Genomic DNA, 12,924 nt, shown 5'->3' with positions numbered 1-12,924 from the left:
CTCCGGCGTGGGTGGCGAAAACTTACACCCTGCCGCCATACTGACGCGGTGTATTCTTTGCCGGACTCACGGCATTAACTTTGCCGAGGATGCTGGCTATATTCTGCAAAGCAGCCTCGCAGTACTCCTCGGAGAACACTTCCTCTCTCGATTCCGGTGCACCGTTCAAGGCCAGCTGCTTATGCGAATTCATATCCTCACGGACAATTGCCAGCTGCTCGAGTACATCACGGCTAGTAGGCACAAAGTTGTTTTTCACACGCCAGCGGGAGATCACCGCGCAGAACTCCGCATCGCTGATCCGGTACGGTGCTAAGTCCTCAAGCATCATGTCCACCAGTGCGGTCATTTCTGCCACGCGGTACCGGCTGTTCGGATGCAATCGCAGATTGAGCTTGCCCAGCTCCAAGCGAATTCGCTCCACTGTCACGTTTTCCATCAAGCTGCTCCTGTAGCTGATTCAAGAATTCATTCTCCTGCCGCTGCTCCAAATCCACACAGTCACGGTATGACCTCGGCTGCGGTGCTTGCCTTTGCTCATAAGTTGCCCCTACTGCTTTCGGCTTATCCTGCTCACGAGAAAGCCAGCCTGTAATAAACGCCTTAATGCCTCTGCGTGTCTTCCTGCGCTTCTGGTTTCCAATAAGCCACCCCTTCATGGCTCTTAATGCCTGAAGAACATCCACGTTCGGGTACAGCGGAGCTACTTCTGCAACAAAGTCCTGAGTCACCTCAAAGTCAGAACCGTCATTCAACGGCAAAGTGCAAATTATTTGCTGCTGACTTATTTGCTGAGTTGATGCCAACGGAAAACTTTCACCCACAGGGAAAGAAGTGGAAGATTCAGTGATAGGTTTACTGATTGGTTCTATGATAGGTTCTGTCCCCCTATTTTGGGGGTGCTTCTCGGTAAAATTGGGGGAGCTCCCACCCCCTATTTCGGGGGAGCTTGTTGGTAAAATTGGGGGTGCACCGTTTTTGGGGGTACTCCTATTTTGGGGGTGCTTTTTTTTCTGTTCAGGAAAGGTAGCGGTTTTACAAATGTGCTTCGTTTCTTTAAAGGCTTCTTCACGCCCACGTACACCAATCAATCGGTACTCAGGCGTGCTTTTTGTTTGCCCCATTTTGCGCCCTGTTTTCTGTATTATTCCGGCATCTCTTAATCGGCGCAGTGCTGCCTCAATTGTTTTAATATTTAAGCCAGTGTCGAACTGTAGCCTACTCATAGAAGGGTAACAGCAGTGCCGTTCGTCCGCCCTATCTGCCATAGATAGAAGAACAAACTTGTCTGTCCCTTTTACAATTTGTAGGTTCCAAACCCAGCGCATTGCGTCAAAACTCATTAGTAAAACCGCCTTCCTGTCCTTACAAAATTCAGAGAATTACTTTTCCCTGTTTACCATCCTTGCCCACTGATCAACATCCTGCACGCCGACAAGTTGGCACATAAAGTTTGCCTTCTCAGTACTGAAACTTTCCGCAATGCAAATCTTGCCCATTGCTTCAAGTTGCTCAATTGTTCCCGAAAGTAATGGTCTATCCATCACAGTCTTTGTTTCAAGCTCTTCATACAAAACGGTGCACACATTGTGTTCATCCGCTTCAAAAGCCAAAGCCAACAGCAAAACTTTTTGTTCTGCACTTTCAACTTCCTGATTCCAAGCCCATGCATATGCTTTTTCGTTCATATATTTCTCCTTAAATTAATTTGATTTTTAAAGAGATTGCATATTTTTGACCTAGAAAAAAGCCGTCTTCCTGCAACGCTATTTTATGACATTGTCACCAGTTGTCACCAAGCCCATGTACTCGCATCAAGGCTCATCCTTACTACCTTTCATTACTTGTCAGTGCGTTGCACTAGTTACAAAAACAACAAACATTTTTAGAAAGTCTCCTTTTATGCTAACCAGTTAGATTCCACAAAATAACAAATATAACACAAAAGGAGACCCCATGGATAAAACCTGTCCATTCGCGCAAGCTATTGCTCCAACAGACTACTTCCTCATATCAAAAATTAATCCCTCTGATCGACTAGGAGACCATGAGTGCAGATTGAAGGAATGCAAGTTTAACGAAGCAGGTCATCTTTGCCGAATCAACGCAGTTTTCAACTATCAACGCGATACCAACAAGCTGATCCGAAAGCTTGCAACTAGATTGGGAGTTAGCGCCTAACCTCCTCAACTAGCTTCATCACATCAAACACAACTGTCGCTGCAGGGTTAGTCCCTTGAGCACTGCAAAGCTTTCCGTCCTCATCAAGGTGAGCGGTCACATGAAAGCCAGCAATGCGATCATACCCACCAACACAGCCCGAAATGTTTACCAGTTCTGCCTTTGCAGCGGCAGTTTCAACTTCCTTCACTAATTCAGATAAAGTCATAGCCATTCTTATTCTCCTTGCTCTTGCTCATACAAAGTCACAGTTTGCCGCACTTCATCCACATGCTTATCCAGCAGAGTTTGAACCGCGCGCATATCTTGCCCATCGCGCACAGCGTCATGCAGCAGCACTAAAGTTGGATAATCTTCCAAACACTCTGCCCTCACATCATCACACGTAGGACAGCACTGCTCTATGGGAACACATGTGTACCCAGCAGGAAGAGACATAAACTGCAAAATTGCATGTGCCGTCTTATCCCCACCCACCTCGTGCAGATTTTGCAACAACACACGAACCCTATCGATCACAGGCCGAGCGTTATCTCCATCAAGATCAGGATTGCGCATTTGCCTGTACAGCTGCTTTTCTCCAACCTGAAAAATCTTTTTCAGCAGCCCCATTCCTAGAACTGACTTTGCATCAATCATCAATTCCCACGGCTGCATATTGTTCTTGGGCACTTTGCTACGCTCCCTTAAAAGGTAGACAGTTCTATAATAATTTTCGCCTACCCTTTTTGACTCAGGCTGCTACAGTGAATTATCCCTGTCGGGCTTCCCTGTGCGAACAGCTCCGGCCTCAGCTCATTAAGCGGAATGCCTAATTTTACATGATACCGGAGCGCAGCCTCTCCACCGATTTTTCTTTCTCCCTTGCAGTGACGAAGAACGGCAGAATGATGCAAACCGCATCGCCGTGCTATGTCGGCAAAGGTACAATCGTGATCATGTCGATATTCTTCGATCTTATTTGTCATGCACAAATCATGACACGAGTCATATTATTTTTGCAACTCAAAACTTTTACGGAAACTTTAATATGGCACATGTCATAGATAAAAAAGATAAAAAACAACGCATGGCTAAATATGATCCAGAAAACGCCCATGCGTGGGATGTAATCCTTAGTGAAGTTAGAAAACTGCAAGCTGATGGATTGCGCCAGCATGAAATTGCTAAAAGAATGGGCGTCAAACAAGACAGCATCTCAAGATGGCTGAATGAAAACCGAGGCGGGGAACGCACCACCTTTGGTGCAATGCTACGCTATGCAGATGCATTGGGAATCCCATATAATGCTCTGCTTCTAAAAGGTGAACTGCAATCAGCTGCCGAAGCGGTTCCGGCAACTCAATTCAATAAAGCTGTTGGCAAGGTACTTGAAGGATTTGCTAAAGATGACGGTATGACAATCACTGACATTGCAAAGCAAGCAAGCTTACCTGCTACAGAAATAAATGCAGTTCTAGCTGGAGACACACAACCTTCACTTGAACAGTTTCATCAGATCTGTAAGGCAATAGGCGTAAAAGACACCATTGTTTTAAACCGTGCCGAAAAACTTGTTGAAGAAAAAGAAAAAGACACCACCGCAATTGCTGATCGATCAGCATAAGGGTAATCCGAGGGGGCGGCTCCAAAAAGCCACGGGAGCGGTACTGTCGAAGCAAATCCTATCACTTACGTTTACTTTTATACCTTCCAGCACAGCAAACGATTACTGAAACGTAGCTTAACATGCCACAAATTTTGTACAAAAAAGCCCCGCTTAATGCGGGGCTTTTTCATTAACTACTCTTCTTCATACAGCGCATCATAATCAAATCCAAAACAGTATTTCCAAAGTTACTTTCACCTTGATCCAAATTTGTTTTTATTACTTTCACACGAATTACATTTTTTAAATAGAAATATGGCACGAGTCATATTTTTCTTGACTCTTTTTTATGACTTGCGTCATACTTTCTTCACGCCGCATGAAAAAGACCAAACACAACGCGAGCATAGCACCGTTGTTAGTCCGTCTTATCTTGGGTGCCAATCTGGGAAGTACGGGATTCGGCTTACTGGAGAGGATTTTGTTTCGTGAACCGTAGGGCTGTTGTGTGCAGCCGATAATCTCCTGTTGTTTGGAGAGTGCACTCGGCGGTTCCATGTACAGAACCGCCCTACGGGGCGCGAGAATCAAACACCTTAATCACCAAGGCAGAAAGCAGCATGAATGAGTATAGCGAAAAGCAGCTACCAAGCACCGGTTTTATCAACCGTCTCTGCATGGCGGGAATAATGCTCCTAGTATTTGCGGCTTATCTCAGCCTTGGGGAACTTCTTACTGAGGCAATATAGTTTTCAACCAACTCAGGATGGCAAGCAGGTGCGGGGTTTCTCCTTCGGCTCCGTGCCTGCCAACTGAAAAGAGAGGATATTATGCCAGTAGTTCCATGCGAGACATGCGGAACCGAGTTCTATGTTCGCCCTGCGCGCAAGGAAGCCGGACGAGGAAAATACTGCTCTCGCAAGTGTGCAACCAAAGCGCTGCGCGTTAAGCGTAGTGTGAGCTGTCCGTGGTGCGGCAGACACTATGTAAAACGTACGAATCAAATCTACTGCTCCCGTTCGTGTGCTGCATTAGCAAACCATGCCGCAAACAACAGACCCGCAACAGATGAAAAACGCTGCATCGTGTGTGACAACAAATTCACCCATGGCGTTAGCAGTAACATTTGCAGCAACGCCTGCCTTGTCGAGCACCGCGAAACCACTTCTTCCAGTGGATACACCCTATTTGAAGACCCTTGGGCTACCGGAGCAATTCCACCAGACAAGTTTGCACACGACATGTTCCGGCAACCAGATCCGGTGTTGGGTTTCTGATGCAGATACGACAGCGACCATTACCGACGGAAGTTATTCCGAAAAATACATGGGTAATTATCCAGCAGCCAAGCAAGCAGATCAGAGCCATCACCTGCGAAGAAAGCGAGATCGTAGACGGGAAGCACATGATCAAAGCCAACGGTTATGGCTTTAGCGGTAAACCGTTTTCGGTTTCGAAGATAGTGAAGACGGCAACATTAAATGCTGCGAAGGAACAGTAGAAGTATGAGCACCATCACAACACAGGACAAATCGTTACTTCTTATCGCGGCACTATCCTTTTGCCCCGGCATCGGTGCAGCTTGCAGCATCATCACCCTACTCGGCGCTTGTTACGAAGCTACCACCCGCGATTGGAAGATGTTCAGCATATCTTTAACCTTCGGCATTACGGCCTGCTACATATGGAGCTAGTATGAAAAATGAAATGATTGAACCAGCACCGCGCGGTGCACAGCACTACCCGATCAGAGTGATCGAAACAGACAAGATGCTCTTAACAACACAAGAAGTCAGCGACTTAACGGGCATCCCCGCAGCAACCCTCAACGCATGGCGATGCCGCAAACAAGGCCCGCGCTATGTAAAGTTCCCACGAGGCGTATTTTACAGGCCGGACACGCTCAAAAAGTATTTCGAATCATGTGAGGTTCGAACTGTTGATATGTAGTAAGAAAAGCTCCCCTGCAGGGGAGTTTTTTTGTTATTGTTGGAAACTATAAAGAGTACACACTTACTAACAACATAAGGGGGATTTAATATGAGAAATTTCAATACCATATGGAGACTACTCAATTCTCCTGTCGTAATAGCATGCATAGCATTTGGATTAACAACATATCTGGGCAGTCTTTACCAAAAAAGCCACTTGCAAAATCAACAAAAAATAGAAAAAAGTTTTCAGCTACGTTCCCACAAGCTTAGGCAAGGACAAAAATCACTTAATGAAATTACAGACAGCATTACAACTCGCTTACACCTATCACGAAAATATCTTGAGCTACTAGCCAACAATTATCCCCAAGAAATTTTGACCGAGCGCTGGGATATTTATATGAAAGGTGTTAACGACTGGAACAAAAAACTAATTTTGAACCGCATAAAACTTGAGATATTTGTGTGTGAAGACCTTGCACAAGAACTGCTTTACTACGGAAAGAAAAAAAACAGTACATACAAGCTACTTTATTATAAAGAAATAAAGAATAAACACATTAAACAAGAGCGGCCTTACTGCAACAAAATAAAAAGTAGATACATCACAATAAAATCGCCTTGTTACAATGAACAAATGAATAAAGACGCTATGCCAAATTTGCTCTACGATGAAAACCACAAAAATAAATACAGCATACAAGAACTAAGTTATTATAACGAGTTGAAAAATGCGATCATCGTGCACGCTTGGCACTACTGTAATGAAATTGAGAATAAAGATATTATTCAAAAATGCCCCTACTGTAATGAAGTACTAGACAGATACACTACACTAGATTGGCCTTATTACAATAAAAAAACGAATAAAGATTCTGTTCCAGATCTACTCTACTTCGGGAAATACAATATTAGAAACAGTGCATACGAACTAATTTATTACAAAGAAGTAATAAATAGAGATATCACACTAGAATGGCCTTACTATAAAAAATTAATGACTAAAAACACTAGATCAGACCTTCTCTACCAAGAAAAAAACAAGGACAAAGACAGCACGCAAAGGCTTAATTATTATAACGAAATAAAAAATAAACTCATTCTACTAGCATGGTCATACTGCAATGAAATTGAGAGTAAAGATATTATACAAGAATGGCCTTATTACAGCGAAATGATAAATGGTTACATCACACTTAGCTGGCCTTACTACAACGCTATACCAGATCTGCTCTACGGCTGCGAAAGTACACCTCTTTGCCTACATGATCAATTTGCAGCTTTTCACAGAAAACTACTAGACCTAAAAAAATCACAGATAGACAGCCCAAACTCAGAATCCGTTAAGAAAAAGCTCAGAGTCGTAACGAAATTATTCGACGAATTAAACAGCCGCATTCATGGTTATCTAAAAAAAATCTCATCGCTATTTATTAAAAAAGAGTATGATTTACTCAACAATGACTCAGTCCAGAAGGATACAGGCACGACCAAAGAGATCAAAACGAGCAAGGTGTTTTAACAGTGCAATAGGAGTATAAAACCGGACATACTAAGGAGTCGTTCAAATCGTGTGAAGTTCGAACAATTGATGTGAAAAAGAAAAGCTCCCTACTAGTCCGTTAGGAGCTTTTCTTTTAATTTGGTTACTTGAAACTGCAAACAATTTTTCTTGCCTCTTTTACAACATCTTTTATGACTTCGTTCTCAGCAGAATTAATTAATACAAAACGACTTGTTGCAAACTCTTGTTCAAGATCACTGCCAAGGTATTTTCGTATTTCCTTATTCCCTGCATTAAAAACCTCATTTTCAAATTCAGACAACGTATCATAACACTCAAGTAATCGTTCACAGTAGCGAAATAACTCGTATTCATGATCCCCTGATTGAAGTAATCCATTATCATTTTTACAATAAAACGACTCTAAAGCACGATTCAAGGAATCAAAAGTCGTAACCAAATTAATAAGTACTAAATTAGTATTTGGAACAAACTGAAGAAGTTGACTTGTCGCTTTATAGTCAACATCATGAATATAAAATGGCGGCAACCTATTGAGTGTCTTGTCTGAACTTACCTCATGAAAACATTGTGTCACCCCCCTCGTCCACTCTACCACTAAATTCTTCTGAACAACTATCACGCCTAGTACATACCAAAAATAATATGCTAGAGATTCTACAGCCCTTAGACGTTCAATTTTCTCGCGTGCAGCGTCTGCGTTAGCACGTTGCCGCTCTGAAAGCCTATATCCAAGATAAACACTAAGAAATATAGAAACAATATTTACAATAACAACAATGTAGTCAGTAGAAACAGGTGCAGGTAAAACTTGCAGCGCATCTGCGTGAATACTCATTGGCATATTCATATTACTCTCCTCTCTTCAAACGAGGAATAGAGGCAGATATTAACTTCATATTCTCTTCTATGCATGCGCCATAATGAAACTCACGGTGACAGTTAGGACATAGCGCAACCATATTCTGCACGGTATCGGCACCGCCTTGCTCCAAAGGAACAACGTGATGCCCTTCAAGAAAAGGCTTTCCCTCTGCCGTAAAAAATGGAGCAGGCTCTTCGCAGTACTCACAAATGCCATTTGCTTGGGTTAAAACCCAATCCCTTACTCGCTGATCCCGTTCGTAACCTTCGCCAGAAGCATTCAAATTCTTCTTAGGCGTCACTTTTCCTCTGGGAATCATTTTTTCTTTAGGAGGGGGGGCGGTCAAAACGGGAGTTTTTTTTGCTGGAAGCTCTCTACGATATTCTTTTATTAGTCGCTTAATAATATTTACTTGTCGCTGACTAACATGTGAAAGAGGGGGCAATCCGGGGATATGATCTTCACCAAGCAAGCGAATAACATAGGCAATATTCTGCATCCTAAATTCAAAAGAATTACACGAAATTCCTTTATTCTGTGCATTCATTTCAGCGTAATATTGTTTTTTAACAAACCGTTCGCCTTTTTTGAATTTATTATGCATCTCAAGATAGCCCGTAACTGCGATCCTAAAATCATTTTCTGTCCAAGGAACTTTAGCCATATATACCACCAAAATTTTCATTAAATATTCTTGGTGGATGAACCTACTCTCCAACTCGAACTTTGTCAGCACAGAGGTCGTTGAAAAATTGTCAACATCTACCCCCATGTTGACAATACGTTGACAAAAAAAAAGGTCACAAGTTCGAGTGAACTTATAACCTATTGAAATCTATGGTGCGCCTGACAGGAGTCGAACCTGTGGCCTGCCGCTTAGGAGGCGGCCGCTCTATCCAGCTGAGCTACAGGCGCGTGTGAGATGCGACTTCTACTCCCAATCCTAGACAAAGGTCAAGGAAAAGTCTGTAATGATTACTTTTACTTTGTGATTATTCATTCTTTCAAGTTTTTATCATGTTATTTCTTGATGATACACTACACGACTTAACCTTTCTACGCTCCCTAAGCCATTTTCTCTACCTCTCCTTTGTTCACTCAATATTCACTTTATTAATCAGAGTGAATTGCGCCCCCGCTTCTTGCTTTTATTACATCGATTCCTAAACAAGATAACCACCCAAAATTATTTTTAATAATCCCCGCCCTTCTTGCTTAAAGAAAGCATCGGCGACAATCTTAGATTGTGTTCTTTTCTCTTTCCTGCTAACTGCGCGATTTCGGCTATCATCTATTTTGATAACGATTGGCGTTTGTTATTCACTCCTCTAGAAGAATGCTTATCAACCGGGCTTTACAAGGCTACCTATCTTAAAATTATACTAATTTTGGATTCCTAAACGCCTAGTTTTGTACCGCTCAATATATATCCGTTCTTCTACCCCACTAATGTCTTGTACAAATATCGAGTGTACATATGACGAGTTCTAACTCTTCTGCCTTGCTTAGCGTTGTAGCAGGGGCTATCTGTATCAGTTTTTCGGCTGTATTTGCTAAACTAGCTTCTACAAGTCCGGACGTATCTGCTTTTTACCGTACTTTTATTGGCGGCTCATGCCTGCTTGCTCTCTCATTAATTCAATGTCGAGAATCACTTTTTATTCTGCTAAAAAGACACTCAGGCCTGCTCTGCGCAGGCGGGCTTTTTCTGACGCTCGACCTTATGGCTTGGCACCGTTCCATCAATATCTTGGGTCCTGGCGTCGGAACAATTCTCATCAACTTTCAGGTATTTTTCCTCGCACTTGCTGGCTGGATGTTCTTTAAAGAACGCCTCTCCGCCCGATTCGTATTCGCTGTCCCGCTTGCACTTGCAGGACTTTGTATGCTTATCGGCATTACTCTCGACAGCTTCCTTACGAGTGAATTCTCCGGAATAGGCCTTGGCCTTACCGCTGCACTGTGGCTTGCTCTTTACACTCTCATGGTACGCTATATCCAAATGCGGAGCCCTAGCGTGTCTCCTGTTGCAGTCGTAGCTCTTGTTTCACTCGCATCTGCCGCCAGTATGGGTATTTTCTTTATGTGGAATTCCACATCAATTGCTATCCCCACTCCTACAGACGGCATGTGGCTATTTCTCTACGGTCTCGTAAGCCAAGCCATTGGTTGGCTGCTGATTTCACGCGGTCTACCGGGTATTCCAACATCACAGGCTGGACTGACTATTCTCATTATGCCTGCACTTTCATTTATCTGGGACATCCTCTTCTTTGCGCGGCCTGCCGGAATGGTAGAACTCGTAGGCGGCATCCTTGCTCTTACCGCCATTTGGCTCGGTACATCCTCACAAGCTCAAGCTGACTAACAGCACACAGTATTACTAACCATTGCCAGCAGCGACTTCTATTTTACCGTCACCCTGAATAACACCTCTCTGCATAAGACAATCTAGCGCGTTACGCGCCACACTTTTCATAACTAAAAAGGCTGTCCTTCGTATAGAAGGACAGCCTTTTTTTGTTCAAGATCATTCTACGCAAATAGCTCTAACAACCAATTTCTCATGTTGAATATTATTGGGTTCTGTATCGAAACATAACTGCTGCGGCAGGCATAGTAACAGCGGAAATAATAAGTAACGGCCAAACGTAATGCCACGTCGCAGAAAAATCCGCACCTGTAAGAAAAATTTCGCGTAACGCCTGAACCACATATCTGAGCGGGTTGATGAGCGTAGCATTTTGCAACCATTGCGGCATATTACTTATGGGAGTTGTAAAGCCACCAAGAAGTACTGACGGCATGATAAACACAAACGCGCCAAGCAAGCCCTGCTGCATTGTTACAGACATAGACGATATAAACAGTCCAACTCCAACTACTGCTATGAGAAACGCCAAAAGCACGAGTACTAACGCAATTGCCGACCCCCGAAATGGCACATCAAACCAATAAGCCGCCGCAAGAGACAATAACGTCGCATCTACTAATCCAAAAAAAATACACGGCACGGCTTTACCAATAAGAATTTCAGCTGGTTGAAATGGCGACACCAAAAGCTGATCAAAAGTACCTGATTCACGCTCTCGCGCTACCGAAAGGGCTGACAAAAGCATGGCGATAACCATACTTATTATTCCGCCCAACGACGAAACTATATACCAACGAGTTTCCATGTTTCTATTGAACCATGACCGCTGAACCAGCACGACCTGCGGGCTGGATGACACAGTACTTGTCTGTAGCGATGCACCGTATTGTTGCGTTATGTCCTGCACATACCCGAGCGCAACGGAGGCAACGTTTGAATTTCGCCCGTCTGCTATTACCTGTATGTTAGCTGATTCATGGTTTGTAACTCTATCTGCAAAGTCCGTTGGAATATGAAGCACAAGGCGCACTTTTTGTGTGTTTATCAACTCAGGAACCTGAGCCGTTGTATCAAGCGTGCGCACCAGTTCAAAATGTGGTGATCCGCTAAAATGGCTCAATAGCGTACGAGACTGTTCGGTATTTGACTCGTCCAGCACAGCGTATTCAACGTTTTGTAGATCAAATGTTGCTGAATAGCTGAATATGACAAACTGAATCAAAGGTGGCACGATAATGACAAAGCGGCTCTTGGGATCAATCAAGATGAGCATAAATTCTTTAACAATAAGAGTCACAATCCGCTGAAGCGTTTCGATCATTGCGGCAACCTTCGTCCTAATTTTTTACGTGCAGCTATGAGCAAAACGATACTCATAACAAACAACACAAGACTTGCCGGAAGCAGCACAGACCATACATTACCAGCCAAAAACAAAGTTTGAGTAATGGTAACGAAATACTTAGCTGGTATAATAGTACTTATGTATTGAATAATTTTTGGCGTGCTTTTTAAATCGAACAGTAGTCCAGACAAGAAAAATGCAGGAAGAAATGCGGATAGAACAGACCCCATAGCCGCTACAAATTGAATACGTGCGGCAGAAGAAATAAACAGCCCGAATCCGAGCGATGCAAGCAGGAAAATACTCCCTAACAAAATAAGAACAAACAGGGAGCCTCGGAGGGGCACGTTGAATAAAAACACACCAAGAAGAATTGAAAAACCCATGCCTATCATTCCTAAAACATAATATGGAAGCAGTTTACCCAATAAGATTTCGTTTGATGAAATTGGCGTGCTCAACAATGCTTCCATAGTTCCCCGTTCCCATTCGCGGGCAATGACTAGCGCGGTAAGCTGTGTGCCAATAAGCGTCATAATCAGCGTCAACAGACCAGGAATGAGGGAATAAGTACTGTTTGCCGCAGCGTTAAACCATATGCGAGGTTTAACAACGATGGGCGGTGAATATTCTCTACCGGACTGGATTGCGACACTCTGTGCCCACAACCCAATGGTATTTTGAATGTAGCCTTCAACAATACGCGCCCTGTTTGCATCAATACCGTTGAGAATAAGTTGAATGGGAGCCTCTTGACCGGACTCAAGAAGTGAAGAAAAATTGGAACGAACATGCACAATTCCGTCCACGTAATCTTCATTTAAATATTGAACAGCCTCATGCATAGAATGTGCTGTTACCGGCGAGAAATATCGGGAGAGCTGAAAACGTGCCTTCAAATCCTGCGTAACCGGACTGGACTCATCAATCACAAGCGCAACCGGAACATTTGTTGGCTCAAGGGATACACCGTAGCCAAATATGAGCAGAAGCAAAACAGGCATCACAAGCCCTAGCAATAGACTGCTTGGGTCACGCATAATTTGCAGCACTTCCTTACGAACAAAGCCGCGAAGACGTATGTACGATATTCCTGCCATAAGAGCTCCTTT

General features: G+C 43.4%; 18 protein-coding genes, 1 tRNA gene and 1 pseudogene. 8 read left to right on the top strand and 12 right to left on the bottom strand.

The window, feature by feature from the left end; genetic code table 11:
* Window positions 1-22 precede the first annotated feature (22 nt).
* From ACZ5V1_RS05595 to ACZ5V1_RS05580, 4 genes and pseudogenes are all read right to left on the bottom strand, one after another.
* Window positions 23-277, bottom strand: coding sequence for a hypothetical protein (locus tag ACZ5V1_RS05595; RefSeq protein WP_464390996.1), 255 nt, complete (start codon window positions 275-277; stop codon window positions 23-25).
* Between the two features lie 43 nt (window positions 278-320).
* Window positions 321-806, bottom strand: coding sequence for a hypothetical protein (locus ACZ5V1_RS05590; protein ID WP_464391632.1), 486 nt, complete (start codon window positions 804-806; stop codon window positions 321-323).
* A gap of 396 nt (window positions 807-1,202) precedes the next feature.
* A pseudogene (locus ACZ5V1_RS05585) lies at window positions 1,203-1,268 on the bottom strand (hypothetical protein); the annotation flags it as partial.
* Window positions 1,269-1,382: 114 nt separating this feature from the next.
* Entirely contained in the window at window positions 1,383-1,688 is a 306-nt protein-coding gene (locus ACZ5V1_RS05580; protein WP_464390995.1) for a hypothetical protein, read from the bottom strand.
* 268 nt (window positions 1,689-1,956) lie between these two features.
* Between ACZ5V1_RS05580 and ACZ5V1_RS05575 the strand changes: the two genes are divergently transcribed.
* The gene (locus ACZ5V1_RS05575) at window positions 1,957-2,181 is read left to right on the top strand and encodes a hypothetical protein (protein WP_464390994.1); all 225 of its coding nucleotides are present in this window, start codon (window positions 1,957-1,959) and stop codon (window positions 2,179-2,181) included.
* Here ACZ5V1_RS05575 and ACZ5V1_RS05570 read toward each other — a convergent pair.
* From ACZ5V1_RS05570 to ACZ5V1_RS05560, 3 genes are read right to left on the bottom strand one after another with little or no spacing between them, the layout of a single operon-like run.
* A complete protein-coding gene (locus tag ACZ5V1_RS05570) occupies window positions 2,171-2,395 on the bottom strand; it encodes a hypothetical protein (protein ID WP_464390993.1) in 225 nt (74 codons plus the stop codon). The genes ACZ5V1_RS05575 and ACZ5V1_RS05570 overlap by 11 nt on opposite strands.
* A gap of 2 nt (window positions 2,396-2,397) precedes the next feature.
* The gene (locus ACZ5V1_RS05565) at window positions 2,398-2,853 is read right to left on the bottom strand and encodes a hypothetical protein (RefSeq protein WP_464390992.1); all 456 of its coding nucleotides are present in this window, start codon (window positions 2,851-2,853) and stop codon (window positions 2,398-2,400) included.
* Between the two features lie 47 nt (window positions 2,854-2,900).
* Entirely contained in the window at window positions 2,901-3,149 is a 249-nt protein-coding gene (locus ACZ5V1_RS05560; RefSeq protein ID WP_464390991.1) for a helix-turn-helix domain-containing protein, read from the bottom strand.
* On the opposite strand from ACZ5V1_RS05560, the gene ACZ5V1_RS05555 reads away from it, so the two are divergent.
* The 6 genes from ACZ5V1_RS05555 (at window position 3,143) to ACZ5V1_RS05530 (ending at window position 7,225) form a co-directional block, all read left to right on the top strand.
* Window positions 3,143-3,787: a helix-turn-helix transcriptional regulator gene (locus tag ACZ5V1_RS05555; protein ID WP_464390990.1), complete on the top strand. Its 645-nt coding sequence runs from the start codon at window positions 3,143-3,145 to the stop codon at window positions 3,785-3,787. The genes ACZ5V1_RS05560 and ACZ5V1_RS05555 overlap by 7 nt on opposite strands.
* An 812-nt stretch (window positions 3,788-4,599) precedes the next feature.
* On the top strand, window positions 4,600-5,046 hold the full coding sequence (locus ACZ5V1_RS05550) for a hypothetical protein (RefSeq protein ID WP_464390989.1): 447 nt from the start codon (window positions 4,600-4,602) through the stop codon (window positions 5,044-5,046).
* Window positions 5,046-5,270, top strand: coding sequence for a hypothetical protein (locus tag ACZ5V1_RS05545; protein WP_464390988.1), 225 nt, complete (start codon window positions 5,046-5,048; stop codon window positions 5,268-5,270). Before ACZ5V1_RS05550 ends, ACZ5V1_RS05545 begins: the two co-directional genes overlap by 1 nt.
* Window positions 5,271-5,274: 4 nt before the next feature.
* On the top strand, window positions 5,275-5,463 hold the full coding sequence (locus ACZ5V1_RS05540; protein WP_464390987.1) for a hypothetical protein: 189 nt from the start codon (window positions 5,275-5,277) through the stop codon (window positions 5,461-5,463).
* A 1-nt stretch (window position 5,464) separates the two neighbouring features.
* Window positions 5,465-5,719 (top strand): helix-turn-helix transcriptional regulator, encoded by a 255-nt coding sequence (locus tag ACZ5V1_RS05535; protein ID WP_464386175.1) that lies wholly within the window; start codon window positions 5,465-5,467, stop codon window positions 5,717-5,719.
* Window positions 5,720-5,809: 90 nt separating this feature from the next.
* Complete coding sequence (locus tag ACZ5V1_RS05530) at window positions 5,810-7,225, top strand: hypothetical protein (protein WP_464390986.1); 1,416 nt, start codon at window positions 5,810-5,812, stop codon at window positions 7,223-7,225.
* Between the two features lie 124 nt (window positions 7,226-7,349).
* Here the strand turns inward: ACZ5V1_RS05530 and ACZ5V1_RS05525 are convergent, their stop codons facing one another.
* The 3 genes from ACZ5V1_RS05525 to ACZ5V1_RS05515 form a co-directional block, all read right to left on the bottom strand.
* Window positions 7,350-8,078 (bottom strand): hypothetical protein, encoded by a 729-nt coding sequence (locus tag ACZ5V1_RS05525; protein WP_464390985.1) that lies wholly within the window; start codon window positions 8,076-8,078, stop codon window positions 7,350-7,352.
* 1 nt (window position 8,079) lies between these two features.
* Window positions 8,080-8,757 (bottom strand): HNH endonuclease, encoded by a 678-nt coding sequence (locus ACZ5V1_RS05520; RefSeq protein WP_464390984.1) that lies wholly within the window; start codon window positions 8,755-8,757, stop codon window positions 8,080-8,082.
* 174 nt (window positions 8,758-8,931) lie between these two features.
* Window positions 8,932-9,008: transfer RNA gene (locus tag ACZ5V1_RS05515), tRNA-Arg, on the bottom strand.
* Between the two features lie 562 nt (window positions 9,009-9,570).
* Between ACZ5V1_RS05515 and ACZ5V1_RS05510 the strand changes: the two genes are divergently transcribed.
* Window positions 9,571-10,461 (top strand): DMT family transporter, encoded by an 891-nt coding sequence (locus ACZ5V1_RS05510; protein WP_464390983.1) that lies wholly within the window; start codon window positions 9,571-9,573, stop codon window positions 10,459-10,461.
* Window positions 10,462-10,669: 208 nt separating this feature from the next.
* Here ACZ5V1_RS05510 and ACZ5V1_RS05505 read toward each other — a convergent pair whose 3' ends face one another.
* Both ACZ5V1_RS05505 and ACZ5V1_RS05500 read right to left on the bottom strand, forming a co-directional pair.
* Window positions 10,670-11,788 carry an ABC transporter permease gene (locus ACZ5V1_RS05505; RefSeq protein ID WP_464390982.1) on the bottom strand — a complete coding sequence of 373 codons (1,119 nt, stop codon included), beginning with the start codon at window positions 11,786-11,788 and terminating at the stop codon, window positions 10,670-10,672.
* The gene (locus ACZ5V1_RS05500; RefSeq protein WP_464390981.1) at window positions 11,785-12,912 is read right to left on the bottom strand and encodes an ABC transporter permease; all 1,128 of its coding nucleotides are present in this window, start codon (window positions 12,910-12,912) and stop codon (window positions 11,785-11,787) included. The genes ACZ5V1_RS05505 and ACZ5V1_RS05500 overlap by 4 nt, the downstream gene beginning before the upstream one ends.
* Between the last annotated feature and the right edge of the window lie 12 nt (window positions 12,913-12,924).

It is taken from the genome of Halodesulfovibrio oceani subsp. galateae, assembly GCF_055397225.1.
Note: the sequence above shows the minus strand (reverse complement) of the source record. Positions and strands in the feature narration are given on the sequence as shown.

Bases quoted from the DNA above. Each gene is read 5' to 3' on its own strand.
- ACZ5V1_RS05580 (WP_464390995.1), bottom strand. From the start codon at position 1,688: ATGAACGAAAAAGCATATGCATGGGCTTGGAATCAGGAAGTTGAAAGT.
- ACZ5V1_RS05575 (WP_464390994.1), top strand. From the start codon at position 1,957: ATGGATAAAACCTGTCCATTCGCGCAAGCTATTGCTCCAACAGACTAC.
- ACZ5V1_RS05570 (WP_464390993.1), bottom strand. From the start codon at position 2,395: ATGGCTATGACTTTATCTGAATTAGTGAAGGAAGTTGAAACTGCCGCT.
- ACZ5V1_RS05560 (WP_464390991.1), bottom strand. From the start codon at position 3,149: ATGACAAATAAGATCGAAGAATATCGACATGATCACGATTGTACCTTT.
- ACZ5V1_RS05550 (WP_464390989.1), top strand. From the start codon at position 4,600: ATGCCAGTAGTTCCATGCGAGACATGCGGAACCGAGTTCTATGTTCGC.
- ACZ5V1_RS05545 (WP_464390988.1), top strand. From the start codon at position 5,046: ATGCAGATACGACAGCGACCATTACCGACGGAAGTTATTCCGAAAAAT.
- ACZ5V1_RS05540 (WP_464390987.1), top strand. From the start codon at position 5,275: ATGAGCACCATCACAACACAGGACAAATCGTTACTTCTTATCGCGGCA.
- ACZ5V1_RS05535 (WP_464386175.1), top strand. From the start codon at position 5,465: ATGAAAAATGAAATGATTGAACCAGCACCGCGCGGTGCACAGCACTAC.
- ACZ5V1_RS05530 (WP_464390986.1), top strand. From the start codon at position 5,810: ATGAGAAATTTCAATACCATATGGAGACTACTCAATTCTCCTGTCGTA.
- ACZ5V1_RS05525 (WP_464390985.1), bottom strand. From the start codon at position 8,078: ATGAATATGCCAATGAGTATTCACGCAGATGCGCTGCAAGTTTTACCT.
- ACZ5V1_RS05520 (WP_464390984.1), bottom strand. From the start codon at position 8,757: ATGGCTAAAGTTCCTTGGACAGAAAATGATTTTAGGATCGCAGTTACG.
- ACZ5V1_RS05510 (WP_464390983.1), top strand. From the start codon at position 9,571: ATGACGAGTTCTAACTCTTCTGCCTTGCTTAGCGTTGTAGCAGGGGCT.
- ACZ5V1_RS05505 (WP_464390982.1), bottom strand. From the start codon at position 11,788: ATGATCGAAACGCTTCAGCGGATTGTGACTCTTATTGTTAAAGAATTT.
- ACZ5V1_RS05500 (WP_464390981.1), bottom strand. From the start codon at position 12,912: ATGGCAGGAATATCGTACATACGTCTTCGCGGCTTTGTTCGTAAGGAA.